This window comes from Franzmannia pantelleriensis (assembly GCF_900102875.1).
GTDB lineage: Bacteria > Pseudomonadota > Gammaproteobacteria > Pseudomonadales > Halomonadaceae > Franzmannia > Franzmannia pantelleriensis.
Genome location: NZ_FNGH01000011.1, coordinates 122,690 through 148,006, shown reverse-complemented (window position 1 = coordinate 148,006; position 25,317 = coordinate 122,690). Strand labels below are relative to the sequence as shown.

25 protein-coding genes are annotated in these 25,317 nt (G+C 66.5%); 7 read left to right on the top strand and 18 right to left on the bottom strand.

Annotation, left to right across the window (positions count from 1 at the left end; genetic code table 11):
* Positions 1 to 37: 37 nt before the first annotated feature.
* The 5 genes from aroE to BLT16_RS14795 form a co-directional block, all read right to left on the bottom strand.
* Entirely contained in the window at positions 38 to 850 is an 813-nt protein-coding gene (gene aroE, locus BLT16_RS14815) for a shikimate dehydrogenase (protein WP_089659290.1), read from the bottom strand.
* Positions 847 to 1,770, bottom strand: a complete 924-nt coding sequence (hemF, locus tag BLT16_RS14810) for an oxygen-dependent coproporphyrinogen oxidase (RefSeq protein ID WP_089659289.1) — start codon at positions 1,768 to 1,770, stop codon at positions 847 to 849. Before hemF ends, aroE begins: the two co-directional genes overlap by 4 nt.
* A 42-nt stretch (positions 1,771 to 1,812) precedes the next feature.
* A complete protein-coding gene (gene tsaC / locus BLT16_RS14805) occupies positions 1,813 to 2,382 on the bottom strand; it encodes an L-threonylcarbamoyladenylate synthase type 1 TsaC (RefSeq protein WP_089659288.1) in 570 nt (189 codons plus the stop codon).
* A 210-nt stretch (positions 2,383 to 2,592) separates the two neighbouring features.
* Entirely contained in the window at positions 2,593 to 3,666 is a 1,074-nt protein-coding gene (gene dprA / locus BLT16_RS14800) for a DNA-processing protein DprA (RefSeq protein WP_089659287.1), read from the bottom strand.
* 22 nt (positions 3,667 to 3,688) lie between these two features.
* Entirely contained in the window at positions 3,689 to 4,780 is a 1,092-nt protein-coding gene (locus BLT16_RS14795) for a LysM peptidoglycan-binding domain-containing protein (protein ID WP_245701694.1), read from the bottom strand.
* Positions 4,781 to 4,929: 149 nt separating this feature from the next.
* Here BLT16_RS14795 and def point away from each other — a divergent pair, with 149 nt between their 5' ends.
* The 7 genes from def (at position 4,930) to BLT16_RS14760 (ending at position 12,712) form a co-directional block, all read left to right on the top strand.
* Positions 4,930 to 5,442, top strand: coding sequence for a peptide deformylase (def, locus tag BLT16_RS14790; RefSeq protein ID WP_089659286.1), 513 nt, complete (start codon positions 4,930 to 4,932; stop codon positions 5,440 to 5,442).
* 133 nt (positions 5,443 to 5,575) lie between these two features.
* Positions 5,576 to 6,562 (top strand): methionyl-tRNA formyltransferase, encoded by a 987-nt coding sequence (gene fmt, locus BLT16_RS14785; protein WP_089659285.1) that lies wholly within the window; start codon positions 5,576 to 5,578, stop codon positions 6,560 to 6,562.
* A complete protein-coding gene (gene rsmB / locus BLT16_RS14780) occupies positions 6,559 to 7,890 on the top strand; it encodes a 16S rRNA (cytosine(967)-C(5))-methyltransferase RsmB (protein ID WP_089659284.1) in 1,332 nt (443 codons plus the stop codon). The genes fmt and rsmB overlap by 4 nt, the downstream gene beginning before the upstream one ends.
* 95 nt (positions 7,891 to 7,985) lie before the next feature.
* Positions 7,986 to 8,195, top strand: coding sequence for a dodecin (locus BLT16_RS14775; protein WP_089659283.1), 210 nt, complete (start codon positions 7,986 to 7,988; stop codon positions 8,193 to 8,195).
* An 87-nt stretch (positions 8,196 to 8,282) separates the two neighbouring features.
* Positions 8,283 to 9,656 (top strand): Trk system potassium transporter TrkA, encoded by a 1,374-nt coding sequence (gene trkA, locus BLT16_RS14770; RefSeq protein ID WP_089659282.1) that lies wholly within the window; start codon positions 8,283 to 8,285, stop codon positions 9,654 to 9,656.
* Positions 9,657 to 9,699: 43 nt separating this feature from the next.
* Positions 9,700 to 11,148, top strand: a complete 1,449-nt coding sequence (locus BLT16_RS14765) for a TrkH family potassium uptake protein (RefSeq protein ID WP_089659281.1) — start codon at positions 9,700 to 9,702, stop codon at positions 11,146 to 11,148.
* 322 nt (positions 11,149 to 11,470) lie between these two features.
* The gene (locus BLT16_RS14760; RefSeq protein WP_089659280.1) at positions 11,471 to 12,712 is read left to right on the top strand and encodes a TraB/GumN family protein; all 1,242 of its coding nucleotides are present in this window, start codon (positions 11,471 to 11,473) and stop codon (positions 12,710 to 12,712) included.
* Here BLT16_RS14760 and BLT16_RS14755 read toward each other — a convergent pair.
* The 13 genes from BLT16_RS14755 to BLT16_RS14695 all read right to left on the bottom strand — a co-directional run bounded on the left by BLT16_RS14755 (position 12,698) and on the right by BLT16_RS14695 (position 25,306).
* Positions 12,698 to 13,474, bottom strand: a complete 777-nt coding sequence (locus BLT16_RS14755) for a tRNA-uridine aminocarboxypropyltransferase (protein WP_089659279.1) — start codon at positions 13,472 to 13,474, stop codon at positions 12,698 to 12,700. The two genes, BLT16_RS14760 and BLT16_RS14755, sit on opposite strands and share 15 nt — an antisense overlap.
* A 58-nt stretch (positions 13,475 to 13,532) precedes the next feature.
* Positions 13,533 to 14,477, bottom strand: a complete 945-nt coding sequence (locus BLT16_RS14750; RefSeq protein WP_089659278.1) for a bile acid:sodium symporter family protein — start codon at positions 14,475 to 14,477, stop codon at positions 13,533 to 13,535.
* A 90-nt stretch (positions 14,478 to 14,567) separates the two neighbouring features.
* Positions 14,568 to 15,302, bottom strand: coding sequence for an SIR2 family NAD-dependent protein deacylase (locus BLT16_RS14745; RefSeq protein WP_089659277.1), 735 nt, complete (start codon positions 15,300 to 15,302; stop codon positions 14,568 to 14,570).
* A gap of 73 nt (positions 15,303 to 15,375) precedes the next feature.
* On the bottom strand, positions 15,376 to 15,897 hold the full coding sequence (locus BLT16_RS14740; RefSeq protein WP_089659276.1) for a YgjV family protein: 522 nt from the start codon (positions 15,895 to 15,897) through the stop codon (positions 15,376 to 15,378).
* Positions 15,894 to 17,414, bottom strand: a complete 1,521-nt coding sequence (locus BLT16_RS14735) for an amidohydrolase family protein (RefSeq protein WP_089659275.1) — start codon at positions 17,412 to 17,414, stop codon at positions 15,894 to 15,896. The genes BLT16_RS14740 and BLT16_RS14735 overlap by 4 nt, the downstream gene beginning before the upstream one ends.
* Before the next feature lie 64 nt (positions 17,415 to 17,478).
* Entirely contained in the window at positions 17,479 to 18,447 is a 969-nt protein-coding gene (locus tag BLT16_RS14730; protein ID WP_089659274.1) for a tripartite tricarboxylate transporter substrate binding protein, read from the bottom strand.
* Positions 18,448 to 18,458: 11 nt separating this feature from the next.
* Positions 18,459 to 19,997 carry a tripartite tricarboxylate transporter permease gene (locus BLT16_RS14725; protein ID WP_089659273.1) on the bottom strand — a complete coding sequence of 513 codons (1,539 nt, stop codon included), beginning with the start codon at positions 19,995 to 19,997 and terminating at the stop codon, positions 18,459 to 18,461.
* On the bottom strand, positions 19,994 to 20,467 hold the full coding sequence (locus BLT16_RS14720) for a tripartite tricarboxylate transporter TctB family protein (protein ID WP_176817250.1): 474 nt from the start codon (positions 20,465 to 20,467) through the stop codon (positions 19,994 to 19,996). Before BLT16_RS14720 ends, BLT16_RS14725 begins: the two co-directional genes overlap by 4 nt.
* A gap of 55 nt (positions 20,468 to 20,522) precedes the next feature.
* Entirely contained in the window at positions 20,523 to 21,968 is a 1,446-nt protein-coding gene (gene hydA / locus BLT16_RS14715) for a dihydropyrimidinase (protein ID WP_089659271.1), read from the bottom strand.
* The gene (locus BLT16_RS14710) at positions 21,961 to 22,701 is read right to left on the bottom strand and encodes a maleate cis-trans isomerase family protein (protein WP_089659270.1); all 741 of its coding nucleotides are present in this window, start codon (positions 22,699 to 22,701) and stop codon (positions 21,961 to 21,963) included. Before BLT16_RS14710 ends, hydA begins: the two co-directional genes overlap by 8 nt.
* Positions 22,698 to 23,156, bottom strand: a complete 459-nt coding sequence (locus BLT16_RS14705; RefSeq protein ID WP_089659269.1) for a DUF3830 family protein — start codon at positions 23,154 to 23,156, stop codon at positions 22,698 to 22,700. Before BLT16_RS14705 ends, BLT16_RS14710 begins: the two co-directional genes overlap by 4 nt.
* Positions 23,153 to 23,905, bottom strand: coding sequence for an aspartate/glutamate racemase family protein (locus BLT16_RS14700; RefSeq protein ID WP_089659268.1), 753 nt, complete (start codon positions 23,903 to 23,905; stop codon positions 23,153 to 23,155). Before BLT16_RS14700 ends, BLT16_RS14705 begins: the two co-directional genes overlap by 4 nt.
* Positions 23,906 to 23,932: 27 nt before the next feature.
* Positions 23,933 to 25,306 (bottom strand): amidohydrolase family protein, encoded by a 1,374-nt coding sequence (locus BLT16_RS14695; RefSeq protein ID WP_089659267.1) that lies wholly within the window; start codon positions 25,304 to 25,306, stop codon positions 23,933 to 23,935.
* Positions 25,307 to 25,317 lie beyond the last annotated feature (11 nt).

The window sequence follows — 25,317 nt, the reverse complement described above, 5'->3', positions numbered from 1 at the left end:
CCCGGCGGGGGTGCGTCATCAAGCGGGAGGCAGAAGACTAGAGGCCGCGGCGCAGCTCGGCTAGCACCGGCGCCGTGTCGGGGCGCATGCCGCGCCACTGCCGGTAGGACTCGGCGGCCTGGCCGACCAGCATGCCAAGGCCGTCAATCGGGCGCGCACCGCGCGCGGTGGCCCAGCGCAGAAATACCGTGGGCTCGGCGCCGTACATCATGTCGTAGGCGGTGGCACCCTCGGCGAAGAGGTCATCCGGTAGCGGCGGCAGGTCACCGGCGAGACTCGCGCTGGTGCCGTTGATCACCAGGTCGTATTGCCCATCCACATCGGCGAACCCTCCCCCCGAGATCACGCCCAAATCCTGGAAGTCGGTGGCCAAGGCCGCGGCTTTCTCGGCGGTGCGATTGGCCACCAACACGCTGGCAGGGCCGGCTGCCAACAGCGGCTCGAGCACCCCGCGCACCGCGCCGCCGGCGCCCAGCACCAGCACTCGAGCGCCGGCCAACGTCACGCCGTGGTTCGTCAGGTCGCCGACCAACCCGACACCGTCGGTGGTATCACCGTGAGTGAGCCCCTCGTCACCCAGCACCAGGGTATTGACCGCCCCGGCGCGGCGGGCGCGCTCGCTGAGGCTGTCACACAGCCGATAGGCCTGCTCCTTGAACGGCACAGTGACGTTGGCACCGCGACCGCCTTCGGCGATGAACCTTTGCCAGGCGCCGGCGAAATCCTCCAGCGGCGCCTCGATGGCGGTGTAGTCGATATCATCGCCCAGCTCGGCGGCGAAAGCGGCATGAATGGCCGGCGACTTGGAGTGCGTCACCGGATTGCCGAATACGCAGTAACGGTCGGTCATGAGGCCTCCTCGCCCAACCAGTCGCGGGGGCGCAGATAGTCACGATACAGGGTTTCTTCCGGGCTCCCTGGCGCCGGCGTAAAGCCGTACTCCCAGGCAGCCAGCGGCGGCAGCGACATCAGGATCGACTCGGTGCGACCGCCGCTCTGCAGGCCAAACAGAGTGCCGCGATCCCACACCAGGTTGAACTCCACGTAGCGTCCACGGCGATAGAGCTGGAAGTCACGCTGCTGCTGGGTGTAGTCATCGCCGCGACGGCGCTGGACGATCGGCAGGTAGGCGTCGAGAAAGCTGTCGCCGACCGCGCGCTGGAAGGCGAAGCAGTGCTCGAAGCCGTCGGCATTGAGATCGTCGAAGAACAGCCCGCCAACGCCGCGGGTCTCGTCGCGATGCTTGAGGTAAAAATAGTCGTCACACCACGCCTTATAGCGCGGATAGACATCATCGCCAAAGGGCGCACAGGCATCGCGGGCTACACGGTGCCAGTGGCGCACGTCCTCGAGCATTGGGTAGAAGGGCGTCAGGTCGTAGCCGCCGCCGAACCACCATACCGGCGCTTCGCCATCTTTCTCGGCGATGAAGAAGCGTACGTTGCCATGGCTGGTGGGCACGTGGGGGTTCTCGGGGTGCAGCACCCAGGAGACCCCCACGGCGTGAAAACTCCGCCCCGTCAACTCGGGCCGTGCCGCGGTGGCCGAAGGCGGCAACTGCGCGCCGTAAACGTGGGAGAAGTTGACGCCGCCCTTTTCGAATACGCCGCCGTTCTCGATCACCCGCGAGCGGCCGCCGCCGCCCTCCTCCCGGGTCCAGCTGTCTTCACGGAAATCGGCCTGGCCGTCTTCGGCGGCCAGCGCCTGGCATAGCCGGTCCTGCAGATCGAGCAGATAGTGCTTGACCTCATCGAGATGCGCGTGGGCCACGCTGCCTCCCTGGATTCATCGATGGATGGAAAGAAATTGCCGTCAGCCGCGTAGCACCCGGCCACTGACCAGATCGCGAATCATGCTGGGGGCATCGCGACCGCCCAGTTCCCCCTCGACGAGGCCGTACAGAGCGGCACCGAAATAGGCATCGACCTGATCCGCGGAGCGCGCCTCGGGCTCGCCGGCCGGGTTGGCCGAGGTCGAGACCAGCGGGCCACCGAAGGCGTCGCACAGCTCGCGCACCAGCGGATGATCGCTTACCCGCAGCGCCACGCGGTCATGCCCGCCGCGCACCAGCGGATGGCTGTGGCCGTTATCCGGTACCAGCCAGGTGTTGGGCCCCGGCCAGCTGCTCACCAGCGGCGCATGCAGCGCCGCTGGCAGGCCATCGAGCCAGGGCGCGAACTGGGCGATATCCCCGGCTACCAGGATCAATCCCTTGGCCGGGTCTCGCTGTTTGAGTCGAAGCAAGGCGGTGAGTGCCTCGCCGCTGGCGGGATCGCAGCCTAGCCCCCAGACCGCTTCCGTGGGGTAAGCCACCAGCTCGCCGCGGGCCAGTGCCTTGGCGGCAGAGGCCACCGACAGGCGCGGCGTCGCGCGTTCAGACATGACAGGACTCCTGGCCGAGATCATAGGGCGCAGAGTTTACCATGGCCGGCCAGACCGGTGATAAATCCTAGGCTCTGTCTGAAAAGTCGACGAGCGATGGTCAGACAAGGCAAAAATCGGTGAAAAGACGGAGTTTACGGGGTGTAAATGAGTACTTTGAGCCGATTTTTAACGCCGTATGGCCGAGCGCAGACACTTTTCGGACAAAGCCTAGCGCGGCAGGCGGATCCAGCCTCCCACTGCCTGGGTGACGAGCCCCTCCAACTCGAGTTCGAGCAGTCGCAGCTGGCAGTCACTGACCTCGTGGCCGCTGAGTGCCACTAGCGCGTCGAGCGGCGTCGGCCGGTCGCTAAGCCAGGCCAGCAGCGGGTCTTGTTCACCAGCAGCGGCAGACGGCAGCGCCTGGCTGGGCGCCACCCAGTGCCCCAGCTCGGCGAGGATGTCCTCGACACAGGTGGCCATGGCCGCGCCATCGCGAATCAGCGCGAGACAGCCGCGCGCCTGGGGATTGTGGATCGAACCGGGCACCGCGAACACCTCACGGTTCTGCTCGGTGGCCAGCCGTGCACTGACCAGCGAGCCGCTCTTCTCTGCCGCTTCGACCACCAGCACGCCTTGCGACAGGCCGGTGACGATGCGATTTCGGCGCGGGAAGAATGCCGGGTGTGCGCCAGTCCCGGGAGGATGCTCGGCGAGCAGCAGCCCGCCTTCGTCGCGCAGGCGGGCATACAACTGGCGATGACGCTGGGGGTAGATCACGTCCACCCCACAGCCAAGTACTGCCACGCTGCGCCCGCCGGCATCCAGCGCGGCCTGCTGGGCGGCGCCGTCGATGCCCAGGGCCATGCCACTGATCACACACCAGTCCTGCTCGGCGAGCTCGCGGCCAAAGCGCTGGGCGTTTTGCAGGCCATCGCGACTTGGCCGCCGCGAGCCGACGATCGCCAGGCCCGGCGGCACCAGTGCGTCCAGATCGCCGCTGGCCCAAAGCACCGGGGGCGGATCGGGAATCTGTGCCAGCAGCGCGGGCCAATCGTCGTGGGCGGGGGTCAGAAGATGATGCCGGTCGGCCGCAGCCTCCCAATCCAGCGCCGCATCGAGCTGGGCCTGCAGCGGGCTGCGTGCGGGATGATCGAGCCACAGCCGCAGGTGGCTGCGCGCCGGTTCGGGCATCGCTGCCAGCCAGCCGTCAGGCCACGCCGGGGCAGCCTCGATCAGCTGCGCCAGACGCCTAGGGCCGAGTCCCGGTAGTGTCGCGAGTATCAGCCACTCCCTGGCCGTCATGCAGGCTCCTCCTTCGCCGGCGCTAACGCCGTGCCACTGATTCGATGCGGTCGGGGTTGAAGATTCGATCGCCCACCGACAGGCTGCGGCTGGCGCGCATCACCAGCGCATAGCTCATCCTGTCGTAGCTCTTGAACACCATCACCAAACCGGCCTCTTCGCCGGGCAGACGCAGCGACTCGTTGGTGACCGGGTCGGTGACCAGCTCACCGCGCTGCTCAACGCTCAGCACATGGCCCGGTGTCAGGCCATCGCGGCGGCCGCGGTCCAGCGCCACCACCTCTAGGCGCCCGATGAACTGAACGCCGCCCGGCACCGCCAGCAGTCGCCCCTCCACCGGCCGCTCAGGCGCCCGCGGTAGAAACTCGGTGACCAGCTCGCCGCTCTCTACCGGCAGCACCAGGTCGCCGTTACGCACTTCCTGAGAGGCACTCAGCACATCGAGGGTAGCGATATCGTCTTCACTGCGCAGCCAGCGTGCCTGCCCCACGCCGACCAGTTCGAGCCCCAGGAACTCGCCGGTAACGCTATCTTCGTAGGTCTCGCCGAGGCGATAGATGCCCAGGCGCCCCCCCTCAGCCAGATCGCCACGGGCGTAGATGCGATCGCCTGCGCCGCTGATCAGGCGACGGTCGTCGCCGCCCACCACGTAGGCTTGCTCGTCGGCCACCGCCGGGTCGTCGAGCACGCGGTACTCGGTGAGGAAGTTCTCGATCCGCTCCAGCGGCAGCGGCGGCACCGCTTCGCGCCGCGGCGTACGGCGCACCTCAGGCGACAGCCTGACCTCGCCGCGCCCGCGTTCCAGGCCAAGCCTCGGCTGACCGTTCTGGTAGTAGAGATAAACCGTATCGCCGGGGTAGATGAGGTGCGGATTGCGGATCTGCGGGTTGACCTCCCACACGTCAGGCCACTGCCAGGGATGACGCAGGAAGCGCCCGGAAATGTCCCATAGGGTATCGCCACGTACCACCGTGTAGCGGTTTGGCGCATCGCCACGCAGACCGGCATCGCTGAGCCCCTGGCCAATGGCCGGCAGGCTGAACAGCATGGCCAGCAGCGCCCATCCCGCGAGCCAGCCATGCCACGCCCCCCACCTCGCCTTGCTCATATTCATCCTGTCGCTTCCCTTTGGTACCGTCCCGTTCAACGGGTTTATCGCTATTATCGATGGCGCATAACACAACCTGCGGTTTCACTGCGCGCAGCCGCCCACTACAATATGGCCATATCCCTTGATAACAGCATAACGGTGATTTCAACGCCATGGCCAAGTTACCCATCCTCGAATATCCCGACGAGCGCCTGCGCACCAAGGCCGCGCCGGTAGCCAGCGTCGACGACGAGGTACGCCAGCTGGTCGACGACATGCTCGAGACCATGTACCACGCGCGCGGCATCGGCCTGGCGGCGACCCAGGTCGATGTGCATCGCCGCGTCATCGTGATGGACGTCAGCGACGACCAGAGTCAGCCGCGGGTGCTGATCAACCCCGAGTACACGCCGCTCGGCGACGAGCGCGAACCACTGCAGGAAGGCTGCCTGTCGATACCCGAGTACTATGCCGAGGTGCCGCGCGCCCTGCGCGTCAAGCTCACGGCACTGGACCGCGACGGCCAGCCCTATGAGCTCGAGGCCGACGGTCTGCTGGCGCACTGCATTCAGCACGAGTACGACCATCTCGAAGGTGTGCTGTTCGTCGACTACTTGTCGCCGCTCAAGCGTGAGCGGGTGCTCAAGAAGATGCAGAAGCGCCACAAGCTGATGCAAGACGCGTAAGCCTTTACGTCCCCCCGAGCCGGCCCGCAGCAGCGCTGCGGGCCGCTTTGCTTATGGCCCGGCGCTGCCCCCCGCAGGTGGCCGATCGGCTATCATGGGCGCATCGTTTTCCGACTCCTCAAGGCCCGACGTCATGACCCAAGCACTACGCGTCATCTTTGCCGGCACCCCCGACTTCGCCGCCACCAACCTGGCGGCGCTGCTCGATAGCCAGCACCGGGTGGTGGCCGTCTATACCCAGCCCGACCGGCCCGCTGGTCGCGGCCGCAAGCTCACCCCCAGTCCGGTCAAGGCGCTGGCCCAGGCACATCAGGTGCCGGTGTATCAGCCGGTGTCACTCAAGGAGCGCGACGCCCAGACCGAGCTGGCCGCCATCGACGCCGACATCATGGTGGTGGTCGCCTACGGCCTGATCCTGCCCCAGGCGGTGCTCGACACCCCTCGACTTGGCTGCCTCAACGTGCACGCATCGCTGCTGCCGCGCTGGCGTGGCGCGGCACCGATCCAGCGTGCCATCGAGGCCGGCGATAGCGAGAGCGGGGTAACCATCATGCAGATGAACGCCGGACTCGATACCGGCGACATGCTGCTCGAGCGTCGCACGTCGATCAGTGACTCGACCACCGGCGGCGAGCTGCACGACACCCTCGCCGAGCTCGGCGGCCAGGCCATCGTCGACGCCCTCGATGCCCTGGCCGGTGACGGCCTGGTCGCCACGCCGCAGCCCGAAGCGGGGGTGACCTACGCCGCCAAACTCTCCAAGGCCGAGGCCGAGCTCGACTTCTCACAGCCTGCGGCCCGCCTGTCGGCCAAGGTGCGCGCCTTCAATCCCTGGCCGGTGGCCTGGTGTGCGCTGGGCAACGAGCGCCTGCGGCTATGGCAGGCCACGCCGGGCGAGCGCCGTGACGATGACCCCCTAAAACCGGCGCCCGGCACGCTGCTGGGCAGCGACGACGATGCCCTGCGCATCGCCTGCGGGTCACAGGGCAGCGAGGTGCTGCGCGTCACTCAGGCCCAGCTGCCCGGCGGCAAGGCGCTGCCGATGTGCGAACTGCTCAAGGCCCGCGGCGAACGTTTCGCCGCCGGAATCAATCTGTCTCATCCGGAGGCCCCCCAATGAACGACGCCAGCGCGCACCACAACGACGGCCAAGCACTGCGGGCTGCCGCCGCCCGCGCCCTGCTGCCGGTGATCGATGCCCAGGGCTCGCTCTCCGCCCTCGACGACAGCGCTGTGTTGCCCCGCGATCGTGCGCTGTTTCGCGCGCTCTGCTACGGCGTCTGTCGCAGCCTGCCACGACTCGAAGCCCTCGCCGGCGAGCTGCTGCGCAGCCCCTTCAAGACCCGCGACCGCGACGTCCAGGCGCTGCTGCTGGTGGGGATCTACCAACTGCTCTACATGCGCATTCCGGCCCACGCCGCCGTTGGCGAGACCGCCGGCGCCGCGCGCCTGCTGGGCAAGGCCTGGGCCACTCGGGTGCTGAACGGCTGTCTGCGCCGCCTGCAGCGCGAGCAGAGCGCACTACAGGCCAAGGTCGATCGTGATCCCTGCGTCGCGCTGCTGCACCCGGCCTGGTTGCTCAAGGCGCTGCGCCAGGCGTGGCCCGACGACTGGCGCGAGATTGCCATCGCCAACAATGCGCCGGGGCCGATGACGCTGCGCATCAATCGCCGCCGCGTCAGCCGTGAGGTATATCGCGAACGCCTGCTGGAAAGCGGGCTCGAGAGCCGAATCTGCGAGTTCGCCCCGGATGGCCTGACCCTGGAGACACCCTGCGACGTCAATGCGCTACCCGGCTTCGCCGACGGTGAAGTGAGCGTTCAGGACGAAGCCGCCCAGCTTGCCGTGGAGCTGCTCGGCCCGGCGCTAGCGCCACGCCCCGGGGCGCGGGTGCTCGATGCCTGCTGCGCTCCCGGCGGCAAGACCGCCCACCTGTTGGAAGCCTTCGATGTCGACCTCACCGCGCTGGACAGCGATGCCCAGCGCCTGACCCGTGTCACCGACACCCTCGATCGGCTGGGGCTTACGGCACGCGTCGAGCGGGGCGATGCCACGCAGCTGGAGGGCTGGGAGACGGACCGTTTCGATGCCGTCCTGCTCGATGCACCCTGCTCCGGCAGCGGCGTGATTCGCCGCCATCCGGACATCAAGCGCCTGCGCCGCGCCGAGGACATTCCCGCGCTGGCGACGCTTCAGGGGCAGCTGCTCGACCGCCTATGGCAGCTCCTGGTGCCCGGCGGCACCCTGCTCTACGCCACCTGTTCGATCTTTCCCGAGGAGAACGCCGACCAGATCAAGGCCTTCCTGGCCCGCACACCGGACGCTCGCGCCACGACGCCGGCCGACCTTGCCTGGGGACGTCCAGCCGGCGACGGCCGCCAGCTGCTGCCCCGTGAGGCCGGCCACGACGGCTTCTTCTACGCACGCTTGGAGAAAGCGCGCGCCTAATAGCAGGCCCCTTGCTCGGGGGCCTGCCTTGGGTCCTATACTGGGGGTGGATGCCACGCACGCTTTATGAGTAAAACCAGACAAGGAGTCACGTCATGTCCCACATCTATAAACACATCGAGCTGACCGGATCCTCCACCGAGAGCATCGAGGATGCCGTCGCTCAAGCCATCGAGCGCGCCAACCAGACCATCCACGACATGCGCTGGTTCGAGGTCACCGAAACCCGCGGGCATATCGAACACGGCCGCATCGGCCACTGGCAGGTCACCATCAAGGTCGGTTTCACCCTGGAAAGCCACTAAGCCCATGCCCGTCACGGCCGGCCGTCTGTCCTTCCCCGGGCGGCTGGTTTATGCTGTGCCGACGCATCGCAGGGGAACAGGCGTGGCATGAAGATCATCATTCTCGGTGCCGGACAGGTCGGTGGCACCCTGGCCGAACATCTCGCCCACGAAGAGAACGACATCACCGTGGTCGATACCGACAACAGTCGGCTGCGCGATCTGCATAATCGTCTCGACATCCGCACCGTCTCGGGCCCCGCCTCCTACCCCATGGTGTTGCGCCAGGCCGGCTGCGAAGACGCCGACATGCTGATCGCGGTGACCAACTCCGACGAAGTCAATATGATCGCCTGCCAGGTCGCTCATACCCTGTTTCGCACCCCGACCAAGATCGCCCGCGTCCGCGCTACCGCCTACCTCACCCGCAAGGGCCTGTTCGCCCACGAGGCGGTGCCCATCGACGTGCTGATCAGTCCCGAGCAGGTGGTCACCGACCATATCCGCCGCCTGATCGAGTACCCCGGCGCCCTGCAGGTGCTGGAATTCGCCGGCGGCCAGGCGCAGCTGGTGGCGGTCAAGGCCTTCTACGGCGGCCCGCTGGTGGGCCAGGAGTTGGGCTTCCTGCGCCGCCACATGCCCAACGTCGACACCCGTGTAGCGGCGATCTACCGCCGCAACCGGCCGATCATCCCGCGCGGCGACACCGTGATCGAAGCCGACGACGAGGTGTTCTTCATCGCCGCGCGGCGCGACATTCGCGCGGTAATGAGCGAGCTGCGGCGCCTCGACCGCGACTTCCGCCGCGTGGTGATCGCCGGCGGCGGCCACATCGGAGAGCGCCTGGCCGAAAATCTCGAGCACAGCCATCAGGTCAAGATCATCGAGCACGACCTGGAGCGCTGCACCACGCTTTCCGAGCGCCTCGACCGCACCGTGGTGCTGCACGGCAGCGCCACCAGCAAGCGCCTGTTGCTGGAGGAGAACATCGAGGACTGCGACATCTTCTGCGCGCTGACCAACGACGACGAGGTCAACATCATGTCGTCGATGCTGGCCAAGCGGCTGGGTGCCAAGAAGGTGCTGACGCTGATCAACAACGCCGCCTACGTCGACCTGGTGCAGGGCGGCGAGATCGACATCGCCATCTCGCCGCAGCAGGCCACCATCGGCAGCCTGCTAACCCACGTGCGCCGCGGCGACATCGTCAACGTTCACTCGCTGCGCCGCGGCGCCGCCGAGGCCATCGAAGCGATCGCCCACGGCGACGCGCGCTCCTCCAAGGTGGTGGGCCGCGCCATCGACGAGATCGACCTGCCCAGCGGCACCACCATCGGTGCCATCGTGCGCGGCAAGGAGGTGCTGATCGCCCACGACGACGTGGTGGTGGCATCCGGCGACCACGTGATTCTGTTCGTGGTCGACAAGCGCCGCATCCGCGACGTGGAGCGGCTGTTCCAGGTCGGCCTGACATTCTTCTGATGAGGGAGCACCGCGTGGACGCCCGGACAAGGAGCGTGACGGCATGAGCCTGCGCGTGATTCTGCGCATCCTGGGGCTGCTGCTGATGCTCTTCAGCCTGACCCTGGTACCGCCGATCCTGATCTCGCTGCTGTTCAACGACGGCGTGTGGGATGCGTTCGCCATCGCCATGGCGATCACCGTGGCCACCGGCGCGCTGCTCTATCTGCCCAATCGCTATGCCCGCAAGGAGCTGCGCACCCGTGACGGCTTTCTGATCGCGGCGCTATTCTGGACGGTACTCGGCACCTTCGGCTCGCTGCCGCTGATGCTCGACGGCCCCTATGCGCTGTCGGTGACCGATGCGGTATTCGAGTCGTTCTCGGGGCTGACCACCACCGGCGCCACGGTGATCACCGGCATCGACTTCCTGCCCGAGGCGGTGCGCTACTACCGCCAGCAGCTGCAGTGGTTGGGCGGCATGGGTATCGTGGTATTGGCGGTGGCGATCCTGCCGACGCTGGGCGTGGGCGGCATGGCGCTCTACCGCACCGAGATCCCGGGGCCGCTCAAGGACTCCAAGCTGACCCCACGCATCACCGAGACCGCCAAGGCGCTGTGGTACATCTATGCCAGCCTGACGTTGACCTGCATCATCGCCTACTGGGCCGCCGGCATGGACTGGTTCGACGCCATCGGCCACGGCTTCTCGACGGTGGCCATCGGCGGTTTCTCGAGCTACGACGCCAGCATCGGTCACTTCAACAGTGCCACCATCGAGATGATCTGCGTGCTGTTCATGATCGTCTCGGCGATGAGCTACAGCCTGCACTTCGCCGCCTGGCGCGAAAAGCGCCTCAGTCAGTACCTGCGCGACCCGGAAGCTCGCTTCCTGCTGCTGTTCCTGCTCAGCCTGAGCGTGATCGCCGTGATCACGCTGTGGCTGACCGATACCTACGCTGGCAGTGAGGGGTTGCGCAACGGGCTATTCCAGGCGGTTTCCATCGCCACCACCGCCGGCTTCGGCGTCGCCGAATTCTCGGCCTGGCCCGGCGCCCTGCCCTTCCTGCTGTTCGTCGCCGCCTTCGTCGGCGGCTGCTCGGGCTCCACCGGCGGCGGCATGAAGGTGATCCGCATCATCCTGATCCTCAAGCAGGGCATGCGCGAGGTGATGCGCCTGATCCACCCCAACGCGGTGATCGCGGTCAAGGTTGGCAAGGTCAGCGTGCCCGACAGCATCGCCCAGGCGGTATGGGGCTTCTTCTCGGTCTATGTGATGCTGTTCTTCCTGATGCTGATCGGCGTCATGGCCACCGGGGTCGACCAGGTCACCGCCTGGTCGACGGTGGCCTCTACCCTCAACAACCTCGGCCCGGCGCTGGGCGAGGCCGCCAGCCACTACGGCGAACTTCCCGACCTGGCCAAGTGGATCCTGGTGCTGGCGATGATCCTCGGCCGCCTGGAGATCTTCACCGTGCTGGTGCTGTTCACCCCGGCCTTCTGGCGGCGCTAGCCGAAGATGCTGCCAAGGGACGCCGGGGGCAGGTCGCAGCGAAGGTCTTTTGCCATGGGTGAGGAGCACTGCTCCGAACGGGCTGGCCATGGATGACCAGCACCGGTCCTGCAAGCGAAGCAGGATGCGAGAGCGAAGCAGGGCAAAAGTAGCGCCCAGGGATGGGTTCACAGCGCCTTCGCGTAGGCCTGCCGCCGGATCAGTCCCGGTCTCAACGCAGCTGAACGTTTACTGCGATTTACCGTTGCCGTCCCCGAGTTTGGCGTGGCCAGCGGCTTTCGTGGATAATCGCCGGATCATCTTGTCGTCACAGCGAGCCTTCATGACCGACCCTCAGGATCTCACCGCCAGCGCCGAGCCGGCCACCGTGCCCAGTGGCGGGCCTCGCCAGACCCTGCAGTTGGGTGACACCCGCTACACCCTGCTGGGTACTGCCCACGTCTCCAAGGAGAGCGCCGACGAGGTGCGCGCGCTGATCCGTTCCGGCGACTACGACGCCGTGGCCATCGAGCTGTGCGCCTCGCGCCATCATAGCCTGGTGGAACCCGACGCCCTGGCCGGTCAGGACCTGTTCGAGATATTCCGTCAGGGCAAGGCCGGCATGGTCGCCGCCAGCCTGGCGCTGGGCGCCTTTCAGCAGCGCGTCGCCGAACAGTCGGGTATCGAGCCCGGGGCCGAGATGCGCGCCGCGCTGGAAGAGACTCAGCGCCACGATCTACCGCTGCTGCTGATCGATCGCGACGTCGGCATCACCCTCAAGCGCATCTACGCCAACGTGCCCTGGTGGCAGCGCTTCTCGCTGTTCTCTGGGCTGCTCGGCAGCGTCATGTCGCGCCAGGAAGTCTCCGCCGCCGATATCGAGCGGCTCAAGGAGGGCGACGTGCTGGAGTCGACCTTCAACGAGTTCGCCGAGCAGTCCGAGTCGCTGTATACGCCGCTGATCAGCGAACGTGATCGCTACATGACCCTACGCCTGGGCGAGGAGGGCCCGCCGGGGCGCTACCGCCATGTGCTGGTGGTGATCGGCGCCGGCCACCTCAAAGGCATGGCCGAGCACCTCAGCCAAGCGCTGCCCGACGACCCCCGCACCGAGCGCGAGTCGCTGGAGGCCACCCCGCCGCGCTCGCGGATCTGGCGGCTGCTGCCATGGGCGATCACCGCGCTGGTGCTGACCGGTTTCGCCATCGGGTTCTCGCGCAACACCGACCTCGGTTGGCAACTGGTCAGCGAGTGGTTCCTGATCAACGGCGTGCTCTCGGCGGCGGCCACCACCATCGCCCTGGCCCACCCGGTGACCATCCTGGCAACCTTCTTCGCCGCGCCGCTGACCTCGCTCAACCCCACTATCGGCGCCGGTTTCGTCGCCGCCGGGGTCGAGCTGTTCATGCGCAAGCCCAAGGTCGGCGACTTCGCCCACCTGCGCCACGATGTCACGTCATTGAAAGGCTGGTGGCGCAACCGGGTGTCGCGCACCCTGCTGGTGTTCCTGTTCGCCACCCTTGGCTCGGCGGCGGGCACCTGGGTGGCCGGCTTCCGCATCGCCGGGGCACTATTCGGCAGTTGAGGCCGCTTCCCGGCGCTGGCGTGACAGCAGCCGGTGCATGGCGGCGGTTGGCTGCTCGATCTTGTGGTAGATGCGGCTCGAGGCGTAGCTGTCGTTGAAGGCGTCGAAGTAGTCATCGAGTATCTCGGCGGCGTCGATGTCGCCGGCCTGGCGCAGCAGCTCGATGGCCACTTCCGCAGTACACAGGTGGGCCTGGGAGGCCGGCTTGCGCAGCCGGTAGCGAGTCTGGCGCTGGGTGCGCAGCGGCAGCACCGGCAGCGCGTCGAGGTAGGGGCTCTTGCGAAAGATGCGCCGCGCCTGGCGCCAGGTGCCGTCGATGATGATAAAGACCGGAATCTTATCCTCCTGCCCGCTCCGTACCACGGCATCCATCCCCACGACCCGTTCGGCATAGTCCGGCTGGTCGTCGGGAAAGATCACGAAGGGCGCGTAGCGTGGATCCGCGAGCAGTGACAGCAGACGCGCATCGGGGGCGGTACGGTACCAGGTGAACACCTCAGTGGCAGGCAGGACGTCACCGATCAGCCGCCCGGTGTTGGTCGGCTTGTGGTGCTCCAAGGGGTGTGTCAGCAACCACACCTGAGCACGACTCTGGGCCTCGACCCGAAAGGGGCACAAGCAGTTGAGGGTCGGCAGGTTACAGCCCTCGCAGCGCTCCACAAAGCTGCCGCGGGCCTTGAACTCACGCCGTGGCGGTCGCCGGAGTACGTCGCTGTTGGCATCTTCAGCGTACGGAACAGCAGAGGAGGTATCGTCGAGCATAGCGCGCCAATGGAGCAAAACGGGCGGGCATTCTAGCATACCCGCCCGATGAGGCGTGCTAGGCGCTTTCCGCACCGTGCTCAGCCACGACGATCGGTCGGCGTTTCCAGTAGCCCGCCAGCAGCGAGCCGGAAACATTGTGCCATACCGAGAACAGCGCCCCCGGGAGGGCCGCGCCGGCGCTGAAGAACTGGTTGGCCAGCGTCACGGCGAGCCCGGAGTTCTGCATCCCCACCTCGATGGAGACGGTCCGCGCGGTGCGCTTGTCGAGGCCGCACAGCCGGCTGACGAGGTAGCCACCGGCCAGGCCAATGCCATTGTGGGCAACCACCGCCAGCGCTACCACTGGCCCAAGGCTTGCCAGCCGGCCGGCGTTGAGCGCCACCACGATGGCAATGATCATCACGATCGCTGCCATCGCCAGCGTCGCCAGCGCCGGCTCGATACGCGCGATATACCGCCCCGCGAAGTGGTGCACCACTACCCCGGCCGCCACCGGCGCGATCACCAGCTGGGCGATGCTCGACAGCATGCCCCATACCGGCACCTCGACCATCTGGCCGACCAGCAGCCAGGCGATCAGCGGCGTCATCACCACCGAGGCCAGGGTCGAGACCAGGGTCATCGACACCGACAGCGCCACGCGTCCGCCGGCCAGCCAGGTCATTACGTTGGAGGCGGTGCCACCGGCGGTGGCGCCCACCAGCACCATGCCGGTGGTCAGCTCCGGCGACAGGCCCAGCACCAGCGAGACACCCAGCGCGGCCAGCGGCATCACCACGAACTGCAGCAGTACGCCAATGCCCACGGGCAGCGGCGCCTTGACCACGTTGAGGAAATCCTCCTTGGACAGCGTCAGGCCCATGGCGAACATGATGATCGCCAGCAACACCTGGATCCGTCCCGCGTAGCCGGTAAACAGCGGCGGCATGACGATGGCAATGGCAGCAAACAGGATGGCCCAGAGGGGGAAGAGGCGGTTGAGTCGTTCGAATATCAGCATCTTGGCGCGTCCTTGCGGTATAGCACGTCGGCCACCGCGGCATTGGTTAGACCGCTAATAGTGCCCGAAAGCGTCGAATAGGGAAAATCGTCACGCGCCGAGCAGCGTCTCGGGCAGCCACAGGCGACCCTCCCGCGACCAGTGGCGAACCAGCTCCGTGACCCCGCGACCAGCCGGCTGGGGCAGTCGGGCCACACCGGGCGGCGCCAAGCGCTCGGCGGCCGGATCGACCAGGATCACCTCGGCGTCCAGCGGCGCCCGCTCGAGCAGTGCTGCGGCCGGCATCACCGCCAGCGAGGTGCCCACCACCAGCAGCAGGTCGGCCTGCTCGACGATCTCGCAGGCCTCCACATAGCGCGGCACCGGCTCGCCGAACCAGACCACGTCGGGGCGCAGCTGGCTGCCCTTGTCGCAGATATCGCCAAGCTTGATGCCGCCGCGCGGCAAGGGGTAACGCATGCGCTCATCGACGCTGGAGCGCGCCTTGAGAATCTCGCCGTGGAGGTGCAGCACGTCGCGGGAGCCGGCACGCTCGTGGAGATCGTCGATATTCTGGGTGACGACGCTGACCCGGAAGCCCTGTTTCTCGAGCGAGGCCAGCGCCTGGTGAGCCGCATTGGGCCGGGCACGGCGCACCTGGGTGCGGCGCTCATCGTAAAAACGCAGCACTCGCTCGGGATCGCGGCGCCAGGCCTGGGGGGTGGCGACGTCCTCGATGGCGTGATCGGCCCACAGGCCGTCGCTGGCGCGGAAGGTCTGGATACCGCTCTCGGCACTGATGCCGGCCCCGGTGAAGACCACCAGGTGAGGTGAGTGGGATGTCATCGTCGTAACACCATCCTGCCCGTCTACGTGCTGACGCTATGGATTGCTGAAACGTCCGGCCAGCCCAAAGGGCCTAGCCCCTGTCTGAAAGCTCGCTGCGCTGGGCCTGGCGTCTTAGGCGATAAATTCGCCAGCTATTGGAGACGCCGTCTGCAAACATCACCAGAACCCCTGGGATCGACCCGGCTTGCCAGTTGAACACCAGCCATAGCAGGCTGCCAATCAGCAGCGCCCCGCGTCGGGGCAGGCCGGCGAGGAAGAATACCCCGACGCTTCCCGAGATTACCGCTACGACCGGCAAGATATCCCATACACTCTGCCAGCTGTAACTCCCGGTGACCAGATACAGACCAATGAAGCCCGACGCAAACCAAGCGCCGCGACAGCGAATGCCAACCAGATTGCGTACGGCCGTGATCACATTGAGCAGGGCCGCTGTGGGCTGCGCCAAGAGTAGAAAGTGCAGGCTCCACACCAGGCATGAGCCCGACAGCATCACCAGCATGCGAATATCATGACGGCACTGAAAGGCCAGGACTCCGAGTAGCGCCGCGACACCGCCGAGCAGCTGAATACCCAGCCACTCGAGGCTCATTCGTCGAACCGCGCCGCAATGGTGCCCGGCGCCAAGGGAAGGGCCTGGCAGCGTGACCAGATGCGCTCGTAGGCCGGCCGCAAGGTTTCGGTCATCTCCTCGGCGGCGTCGATGGCAGGCCTCAGCCGCTGCATGGCCTGGTCAATACGCTGCGATATCCTGCGCTGATCAAGCCGAGTCAGTTGACCATCGGCTACCACCTGCTCGCCTTCCACCCATACCGAGTGAATACCGCCGCCGTTCTCTCCAAACACCAGCTGACGCAGCGGGTCATTGAGCGGCGTAAAGGCCGGCGCATCCAGCCGGTAGAGCACCAGGTCGGCGCGCATGCCGGTCGCTATCCGCCCCAGTTGCTCCGCCATGCCTAGTGCCCGGGCGCCGCCCAGGGTGGCCGACTCCAGCGCCTCCTCAGCGCCAATCCAGTGCCGATAGTCGTCGCCGCGCAGTTTGTGAATCAGCGCGGTGTTGGCCACCACTCTGAGCATATCGGTGGACTCCAGTGAGCCGCAGCCGTCGGTCCCCAGGCTCACATTGACCCCGGCGTCCAGCAGCGCACGCATGGGCATCAGCCCGGACCCAAGTTTGAGGTTGCTGTTGGGATTGTGCTGCACGCTGGCGCCGCTGGCGGCAATCCGCGCGATATCGTCAGGGGTTAGCCATACCGCGTGAATCAGCGAGGTCCCCGGTGCCAGAAAGCCCAGCTCATCGAGATGCTGGAACAGCGTCTTGCCTCGCTGGTGCCAGGCCGAGGCCGCCTGGAGACGGGTTTCCTGGACGTGGATGATCACCGGCAGTCCGGTTCGGTCGGCCAGGGCCCTCACCTCGCCGAGCAGGCTATCGCTGCAGCGCTGCGGCGCGGAGGGCGCTAGTAGCACACCGACGCGGTTGTCGCGAGGATGACGCGTCGCGGCGAGTGACTCGACCAGGCGCAGATACTCTGCCACCGGGGTCACCTTGTTCGGCGCCAGGCTGGTCAGCGTCTCTGGGCTGCACTCCTCGTGAACAAACGGCACGCTCTCGTGAAACGGCACATCAAATAGCGTGGGGCCGAGCAGCGCGCGGATGCCGATATCGTCATAGGCGGCAAGCGCGGCCTCGACGTGCTCAGGGTCGAGCACCGGCGAAGCATTGAAGTCATCGACGATACAGGTGGTGCCTGACAGCAGCGCCTGGCAGGCCCCCACCAGGGTGCGCAGGTAGACGTCGTCGGCGGTCAGCGGCAAGGGCTTGGCCGGTCGCACGTAGTTCATCCACAGCTCGAGGGGCAGGCGGTCATAGCGCCCCTTGTGGAAATTTTCATGGGAGTGGTGGTGGCCGTTGATAAAGCCCGGTATCGCCAGCGTCCCGGAGGCATCGACGACCTTCCCTTCCGGGGGAGCCTCCCCCGCTGGCCGTATCGCCTCGATGATGCCCCCGCGGATAACGATATCCATCGGCGATGGCAGGACATGGGAGCCGTCCGCACTGAGCGGACGAGCGCCCAGCAGTGTCGTGATCTTGTCAGCGTTGTGTGTCATCACAAACGGTCGACGGCCCCATGCTAGGGGCCGCCGACACTCTCCTATGCTGTGAGGCGTCGAGTTAGTCGTCGAGATACGCGTCGCGTAGGGCGGCTTGCTCCGCTGCCAGCGCTTCGGCGAACTCCTCGTGGCCGAGGAACTGAATGCCGGAACCAATCTGACCGATAAGGCGCAGGAAGCCCTCGTCTTCGGTCAAGCGCTGGAAGCCGTCGCTCAACTCGGCGATGACTTCATCCGGCGTGCCGGCCGGCGCCATCACCCCGCGCCAGAACTGGAAGACCACATCGTAGCCCTCTTCCTGGCAAGTGGGGATATCACCATAGGCCTCGAAACGCTCGGTATCGGTGACGCATAGGCCGACCAGACTCCCCGCTTCGAGATGCTCACCCACCACACTGGGATCGCCGGCGTAGGCCATGGTGTTACCGCCCAGTAGTTGGGTCACCGCAGGGCCACCACCGCCCAGTTCGACGCCGCGCATCTCGATATCGGCCGTCGCCTTGAGCATCTCGAAGACCGTATAGGTAAAGCCATTGCGGTTGTCGGAACTGTAGACCACCTCGCCGGGATTCTCCTCGGCGTGCTCGACCAGCTCACCAATGCTCTGGAAGGGTTGGTCGGGGGTGGTAACGAAAATCGCCGGACTGTAGTTGATGCGAGCCACTGGCACGAAGTCATCCATCTCGTAGGGCAGGTCTTCGACCTGGGGGCGCAGTGAATTGATGGTCGGGTCACCAAACAGCAGCATGGTGCCGTTTGGCGTACTGCCAGCCACCTCGGCGGCGGCCACCGCACCGCCGCCACCGCCGCGGATTACCGAGATCAGCGGTCGGCCCAGAAACTCCTCGCCAACCGCGGTAATGATACCGGCATGTAGAGAGTGGGAGCCCCCTGCAGGATAGGGCGTAACGAAGCGGATCGGCTCATCGGGCAGGTGGCTCTCCTCGGCGAGGACCTGGCCAGTGGCGAGGGCGGTAGCCGCAGCGAGCGATGCGGCCAAAAAGGTACGGGTCAGGAGGGGACGGGACATAGTGAGTTGCCTCAGATGTTGTTGGACTTGGTTGGATGGGACTTGGAACGCTTGCGGATGACACCTGCTTTCACGAGTCCACGCCACGCCATCGTAAGGATGACCAGCGCCAGCAAGATCAGCAGGATGAGGCTGCCTGGACGCGACCAGAAGATCGCCAGACTGCCGTTGGAGAACACCAGCGATTGACGCACGGCGCTCTCGAAACCCGGCCCCAGCAGCAGGCCGATGATCAGTGGTGCGATGGGAAAATGCGTGCGGCGCATCACATAGCCCAGGCCACCGCCAACCACAAGAATCAGCAGATCGAAGGTGCTGGAATTGACCGCATAGGCGCCGCACAGGCAGAGCAGCAGGACGCAAGGGTAAAGCACCGTGGGCGGGATCCGCGTGACCTGCTTAAGCCAGCGAATCGCCGCCAAACCAAATATCAGCAGCAGCACGTTGGTGACCAGCAGCACCAGAAACAGCCCGAACAGGAAGCCGGGGTTCTGCTGAATCAGCAGCGGCCCCGGCATCATGCCTTGCGCCATCAGCGCGCCGATCAGTACCGCGGTAATGGTGTCACCGGGAATACCGAACACGGTCATGGGAATCAGCGCCGCGGGCACCACGGCGTTGTTGCCGGACTCGGCCGCTGCCAGCCCCTCGAGCGACCCCTTGCCGAACCTTTCCGGCTCGCGGGAACGCCCGCGAGCCAGGCCATAGGCGATCCAGCAGGCGATTTCTGCGCCCAGGCCCGGCAACGACCCCAGAAAAGTACCTAGCGAGGTCGAACGCAGGATGGTCGGTCGCAGCGCCCAGAACTCTGCCCACTTGAGCCTTTCCCCGCCGTGCTCCACCGCCTGCCCGGCATCGTTCGTCCGCTCCGGGGGGTGCGTCAGTTGCATGAGAATCTCGCTGAGCGCGAACATGCCGATCAGCAGCGGGATCAGTGACACGCCCCCCAGCAGATCGGTGTTGCCGAAGGTGAAGCGCTGGTAACCCGACATCGGGTCGAGCCCGATGGACGCGACCAGCAGCCCTAGACCCGCGGCGATAAGGCCCTTGAGGAAGCTTTCGCCGCTGACCGTGGCAATCATGGTCAAGGCAATCAGGTAAAGCAGTGCGAACTCCGGTGAACCAAAGCGAATGGCGATACTCGCCAGCGGGATGGCGACCATGATCAAGACCAGGGTCGCCAGGAAATCCGCCACCACCGAGCTGTACAGACTAAGTTCCAGGGCCTTGCGCGACTTGCCCTGCTGGGTCAGCGCATAGCCATCGCGGGCGGTGGCCGCCGCCGCCGCCGTGCCGGGAGTATTGACCAGGATCGCCGGTATCGAGCCGCCGTAGATGGCCCCCTTGTAGATCCCCAAGAGGAAGGGAATGCCAATGGTCGCCTCCATGAAAAAGGTAAAGGGCGCCAGCACCGCCACTGCCATGGTGGCCGTGAGGCCTGGCAGGGCGCCGATCAGTATGCCCCCGGCAAGCCCCGCCGACAGCGCCAGGAAGGTCCAGGGACTGGCCAGCATGGCAAGCCCCTGCTGGAGTACGGCCAGGTCGATCACAGCACCACCCCTCTGGGGAAGTAGACCCCCATGACGCCCTCGAAGAGATGGATCACCAGCGTCGGCGGCACCACCGCCAGCGCCAGCAGTACATACCAGCGGCGTTCGCCGAAGCACATTGCCAGCAGCGGCACGGCCAGCATGGTGACCAGCCAGATGCCCAGGAAGCGGATCGATACGGCCATGGCCACCATCAGCGCATAGGCCAGGAGCGCCCGGGCGGTGTGTCCAGACTCGAACGCCACCGAAGACGCTGGCCGCCAGGCGGACAGCAGTAGCACTACGCCGAGGCCGGTCACCAGCAGCGCGATCAAGCCGGGGAAGAACGCCGCCGACCCGATATCGCGCGGGTCGCCGAAAGGCGGCGGCGTACCATGCACGATACGCAGAAACATGACCCCCACCGCGATTACCGCGAGCGCCAGCAGCGACTCGATCAGGCGCCCTCCGGGCCACGTGCGTGTGTTCATGGGGAGACTCCGCTCGCGCTCAGCGCGTCGAGACGTTCGGCCATGTGTGAGCGGCTTACCACGCAGCACCTCCCGGCCGCCGGGGCTTGGGCCGAGCCGGTGCGGGCAAGGCGCAGGGCAGGAACTGGCCGCGCCCGGCGACACCCAGGTAGTCGCCATCGCGCCACACCACCTCGCCACGTAATAGCGTCAACGCCGGCCAGGCCGACACCGGTATGCCCTCGTAGGGGGTGTAATCGACGCCGTGATGCAGGTCGCTGTTGCGGATGCGGCGGTCCAGGCCGGTCTCCCAGATCACCAGGTCGGCATCGGCGCCCACGGCGATCGAGCCCTTGCGCGGATAGAGGCCATACATGCGCGCCACATTGGTGGCGGTGAGTGCCACGAACTGCTGCATGGTCAAGCGGCCCGTCTCCACCCCGTGGCTGAACAGCAGGGCAAGACGCGTTTCGAGCCCCGGGATGCCGTTGGGAATACGCTCGAAGCTGGCATCGCCGCCGGCCGCAAACTTGCCCTGGGGGCCAGCGAAGGTGAATGGCGCATGATCCGAGGAGAAGATCTGGAAGGCGCCGTTCTCCAGGCCATCCCAGACCACCTGTTGATTGGCCTTGTCACGTGGCGGCGGGCTGCAGATGCACTTGGCGCCGTGGTGATCGTCGTCATCGATACCCAGGTCGTCAGCGGTCAGGAACAGATACTGAGGGCAGGTCTCGGCATAGATGCGCAGGCCGTGGCTGTGCGCCCAGCGCAGCTGCTCTATTGCCTCACGCCCAGAGACGTGGACGATCAGGATCGGCACGTCGACCAGCTCGGCGTAGGCAATGGCGCGGTGGGTCGCCTCGCGCTCGACCAGCATGGGCCGCGCCTCGGCGTGATAGCGGGGGGCGGTATGGCCATGAGCAAGCAGACGCTCGGTGAGCCAGGCGATGCAGTCGGCATTCTCGGCGTGCACCATGACCATGGCGCCATGCTCACGGGCCACCGCCAGCACGTCGATGATTTCGCGGTCCGACAGCTTCAAGTCGTCGTAGGTCATGTAGATCTTGAACGAGGTGTAGCCTTCGCGGATCAGTGCCGGAAGCTCATTGGCCAGCACCTCGTGGGTCGCGTCGGTCACGATCAAGTGAAAGGCGTAGTCGATACACGCCTTGCCCTCGGCACGCTGGTGATAGTCGTCGACGGCGGCACGCAGGCTCTGGCCTTTCATCTGGCAGGCAAACGGAAAGACCGTGGTGGTGCCGCCGCAAGCCGCCGAGCGGGTGCCGCTGAGAAAGTCGTCGGCCATCTTCGAGCCGTCAGAGGTGGGCTGGTCCAGATGGCAGTGCCCGTCGATGCCACCCGGCAGTACCCAGCGACCGGCGGCATCGATCTCCTCGAGTCCCTCGGCAAGGCCGCTACCCAGCGCCGTTATCACGCCGTCGCGGATGCCGATATCGGCTTCGAACACATCGGCAGCGGTGGCGCAGCGGGCGCGCCGAATCACCAGATCGAATTCAGCCATGCGCCATCACTCCTTCCATCAGTTGGCCCCAGCCGGTCACCGGCGCATCGCCGTGGCCGGTCATGCGCAGCATCTTCCACACCACGGTGGCCGTGGTATCCAGCACCGGCACGCCCAGCTCCGCTTCCCACTTAGGCACCAGATCGGCCGAACAGAGATTGGTGCAGGCCACCACGATGGCCGGCGCGCCGGCCTGGGCCACACGCCGCACCTGGGCGGTGAGCGTTTCCGCGCTGACCTCGGCGTAGGCGAAGTTCTCGCTGATGCCCAGATGGTCCTCGGCGACCACCGCAAATCCTTCACTGCGGTAGTTGTCGAGAATCCGCTGCTGCACGTCGTCGGTGTAGGGCGTCACCAGACCGAACGCTCGCAGCCCGTATTCGGCGAGGATCTCATTCAGCGCCAGCATCGAGGTCGTCGCTGGGATGCCGGTCTCTTCGCTAATCCGCTGGCACAGGGTCTCGTCGTGGTCGAACCCCAGCCAGCCGGCCGAGGTGCCGCTCCAGCCGATCACGTCGACCCGGGCGTCAGCCAGCAGGCGAGCTGCCGCCAGCACGTGGCGATCATCGAACTGGCCCAGCGCCCGCGCGCTGAGGGCGATCTCGGTCACGCTAAAGCGTGAGAAGTGCGCGCTGACCCCGGGAACCTTGGCCACCATGGCCGACGTGAGCGGCTCGAGTGCCGTATTGGACGAAGGCGTGAGCACGCCGAATCGACTGCGGTTCACGGTCATTGGGAGCCTCCTTGGGTCGGGTGAGTAGTGATGGTCAGCGGCTGGGCGCCCTGCCATAGGCAGCGTCGACCCAGTTCCGGGAGCTGCTCGCGCCCTTCGACGAGGCTCATGAAATGATTGCCAGCGATCGGCCCCAGCTTGCTGGCAAAGCTACACGCGCCGTAGGCCAGCAGGATCTCGGTCTCGCTGTATCCGCCGGGGTAGAACAGCACGTCGCCGGGAGCGGGATAGCGGGTGGGGTTCTCCCAGGGCAGGGCGAAGTCCCTCTCCCCCAGGGGTATCCACACCCCTTCACCGCTCCAGCGCACATGCACCAGTTGCGTCTGCCAGGGCAGGAGCGCGAGAAAGGCCGCCGTGCTATGCGGCGCATCGGGGCGGGTTTCGGCCACGAACTCGAGGTCGTGGGAGACCAGCCGCAGGCATACGACGCTCTCCGCCGGCTGAGGACGACTCATGCCACGTCCTCTCGGCCGATCAGCTGCCGCAGTGCCGGCGACAAGCCCATGGCACCTTTCACCGGCGGCGCGGCATAGCTGCCCGCCGTCGCCTTGGCGGGGCCCAGGCGGGCCAGCAGCTCCGCCTGCTGCACCGCGCAGCTCACCCCATCCACCACCGGCACCGGTATGCGCTGTGCCACGCTGCGCGCCAGACCCGCCAAGGGCGCGCCGGCGATGATCAACACATCCGCGCCATCGTCGCGAATCGCCGCCTCACACAGCGCCACCAGCTGCTCGCCCTTGTCCTGCTGCACGCTGCCGATATTCGCCAGCGGCTCGTCCAGGCAGCGGATACCGGCCAGACGCGAGGTCATGCCATAGCGATCAACGGTCTCGGCGTACCAGGCACGAATACGCCGCGAGATAGCCACGATGCCGATCTTGCCGCCGAGCATGGCGGCGCTCATCAGCGCACTCTCGGTCAAGCCCACCACCGGTATCGGCAGCATCTCACGGGCTGCTTCAAGCCCCGGGTCGCCAAAGGCGGCCACCACGGCGGCATCATGCCCTGGGAAATGGTCGGCCAGCTCGTTGAGCGTCGCGTAGGCGCCGATGGCAGCCTCGGCGCGGGTCTCGATATAGGCCACGCCCAGCGCGGCCGTGCGCAGGGTCAACTGAGTGCCCGGGCTGGCCGCACGCCGCGCCTCGGCCTCGATCAGCTCGGTGACGCTGTGCGAGATGTTGGGATTGACGATCAGCAGTTTCATGGGCGCTCCCTCGAGCCGTTAGCAGGGTCAGACCTGAGCCCGGGCACGGGACCAGAGTGCATCGGCAGCGTGCTGGGCATCGGCCAGCAGCGACGGCGTATCCGCCAGACACAGCTCGCCCCCCTCGACCACCACCTGGCCGTTGCAGACCACCATCTCCACATCGCGGCCCTGGGCGGTATGCACCAGATTGCCCAGCGCATTGATCAGCGGCACCAGGTGCGGCCGGCGGAAATCGAAGACCGCCAGGTCGGCGCGCTTGCCGGGGGTCAGCGAGCCCAGTTCATGCCCCAGGCCAAGCGCCTTGGCGCCGTTCAGGGTGGCCATCTCCAGCACATGGTGAGGCTGCCAGGTATCGTTCACCTCGCCTTCCTGCACGCGGCCCATGATCAGCGCCCAGCGCATGACCTCGACCATGTCGGCGTGCATGTTGTCGGTGGCCAGTGTCAGGTTGGCGCCGGCTTGACGCAGTCGGGTGGTGGGGGCAATCCGCCCGCCGGTGGCGTTGCCGCGCGGGACGTGGGCGATATTGGTACCCGTGCGACCGATACGTTCGATGTCGCTGTCGCTGACGTACATGCAGTGGGCGGCGGTGAAGCGCGGCCCGAGCAGGCCGACATCCTCGAGCAGCTCGCTCGGGCTCATGCCGTCGCGCTCCTCGACACGGCGATTCTCCTTGCGACTCTGGGAGAGGTGGCCATTGACCTGGATACCCAGGGCATCGCGGGTCTCGGCTACCTTCGCCAGCAGCTCTCGGGAGCAGGTGTCCGGTGCATGGGCCGCCAGCTCGACGCCCAGGCGGCCATCCATCTTGCCCTGCCAGCGCTCATGCAAGGCCACCGCCTCGCCCAGCGTCTTCTCGCCGATCGCGGTGCGATGCTCCCACACCCCTTCATGGACGCGACTGAAATCGACGTCATGGATGCGGCCACAGGTAATCACCCGCATGCCCAGTTCGCCCATCGCCGGCAGCGTCAGGTCGGCATGCACATAGCTATCATTGATCAGGGTGGAGCCGAACAGCAGCGCCTCGGCGGCGCCCAGCCGCGCCAGGGCCACCGCCTCTTCCTTGCTGACCTCATGGCCGTGGGGCACGCCCGGGGTATAGGCCGGGGCGAAGCCCATGTCCTCGGCCACGCCACGCACCATGCTCAGGATGGTATGGGTATGCACGTTGACGAAGCCTGGGACGATGACGCGGCCATGCAGATCCAGCGTTCGCCGGGCGGGCGGGAGCGGCTCACCGGCAGCGTGGGGCCCCACCTCGACCAGTCGACCCTGATGAATCACCAAGCGACCGCAGGTGATCTCACCGAGCAGCGGGTCCACGGTCAGTAAGCGTGCGCCATAAATCACCAGGTCGGCAGGGTGCTCGGCGTCAAACGGAGAGGGTGTCGGCATGGTCTGCTCCT

What these genes read in the sequence shown, in the direction of transcription:
- aroE (WP_089659290.1), bottom strand. Translation starts at nt 850, where the DNA reads ATGACCGACCGTTACTGCGTATTCGGCAATCCGGTGACGCACTCCAAG.
- tsaC (WP_089659288.1), bottom strand. Translation starts at nt 2,382, where the DNA reads ATGTCTGAACGCGCGACGCCGCGCCTGTCGGTGGCCTCTGCCGCCAAG.
- dprA (WP_089659287.1), bottom strand. Translation starts at nt 3,666, where the DNA reads ATGACGGCCAGGGAGTGGCTGATACTCGCGACACTACCGGGACTCGGC.
- BLT16_RS14795 (WP_245701694.1), bottom strand. Translation starts at nt 4,780, where the DNA reads ATGAATATGAGCAAGGCGAGGTGGGGGGCGTGGCATGGCTGGCTCGCG.
- def (WP_089659286.1), top strand. Translation starts at nt 4,930, where the DNA reads ATGGCCAAGTTACCCATCCTCGAATATCCCGACGAGCGCCTGCGCACC.
- fmt (WP_089659285.1), top strand. Translation starts at nt 5,576, where the DNA reads ATGACCCAAGCACTACGCGTCATCTTTGCCGGCACCCCCGACTTCGCC.
- rsmB (WP_089659284.1), top strand. Translation starts at nt 6,559, where the DNA reads ATGAACGACGCCAGCGCGCACCACAACGACGGCCAAGCACTGCGGGCT.
- BLT16_RS14775 (WP_089659283.1), top strand. Translation starts at nt 7,986, where the DNA reads ATGTCCCACATCTATAAACACATCGAGCTGACCGGATCCTCCACCGAG.
- trkA (WP_089659282.1), top strand. Translation starts at nt 8,283, where the DNA reads ATGAAGATCATCATTCTCGGTGCCGGACAGGTCGGTGGCACCCTGGCC.
- BLT16_RS14765 (WP_089659281.1), top strand. Translation starts at nt 9,700, where the DNA reads ATGAGCCTGCGCGTGATTCTGCGCATCCTGGGGCTGCTGCTGATGCTC.
- BLT16_RS14760 (WP_089659280.1), top strand. Translation starts at nt 11,471, where the DNA reads ATGACCGACCCTCAGGATCTCACCGCCAGCGCCGAGCCGGCCACCGTG.
- BLT16_RS14755 (WP_089659279.1), bottom strand. Translation starts at nt 13,474, where the DNA reads ATGCTCGACGATACCTCCTCTGCTGTTCCGTACGCTGAAGATGCCAAC.
- BLT16_RS14750 (WP_089659278.1), bottom strand. Translation starts at nt 14,477, where the DNA reads ATGCTGATATTCGAACGACTCAACCGCCTCTTCCCCCTCTGGGCCATC.
- BLT16_RS14745 (WP_089659277.1), bottom strand. Translation starts at nt 15,302, where the DNA reads ATGACATCCCACTCACCTCACCTGGTGGTCTTCACCGGGGCCGGCATC.
- BLT16_RS14740 (WP_089659276.1), bottom strand. Translation starts at nt 15,897, where the DNA reads ATGAGCCTCGAGTGGCTGGGTATTCAGCTGCTCGGCGGTGTCGCGGCG.
- BLT16_RS14735 (WP_089659275.1), bottom strand. Translation starts at nt 17,414, where the DNA reads ATGACACACAACGCTGACAAGATCACGACACTGCTGGGCGCTCGTCCG.
- BLT16_RS14730 (WP_089659274.1), bottom strand. Translation starts at nt 18,447, where the DNA reads ATGTCCCGTCCCCTCCTGACCCGTACCTTTTTGGCCGCATCGCTCGCT.
- BLT16_RS14720 (WP_176817250.1), bottom strand. Translation starts at nt 20,467, where the DNA reads ATGAACACACGCACGTGGCCCGGAGGGCGCCTGATCGAGTCGCTGCTG.
- hydA (WP_089659271.1), bottom strand. Translation starts at nt 21,968, where the DNA reads ATGGCTGAATTCGATCTGGTGATTCGGCGCGCCCGCTGCGCCACCGCT.
- BLT16_RS14710 (WP_089659270.1), bottom strand. Translation starts at nt 22,701, where the DNA reads ATGACCGTGAACCGCAGTCGATTCGGCGTGCTCACGCCTTCGTCCAAT.
- BLT16_RS14705 (WP_089659269.1), bottom strand. Translation starts at nt 23,156, where the DNA reads ATGAGTCGTCCTCAGCCGGCGGAGAGCGTCGTATGCCTGCGGCTGGTC.
- BLT16_RS14700 (WP_089659268.1), bottom strand. Translation starts at nt 23,905, where the DNA reads ATGAAACTGCTGATCGTCAATCCCAACATCTCGCACAGCGTCACCGAG.
- BLT16_RS14695 (WP_089659267.1), bottom strand. Translation starts at nt 25,306, where the DNA reads ATGCCGACACCCTCTCCGTTTGACGCCGAGCACCCTGCCGACCTGGTG.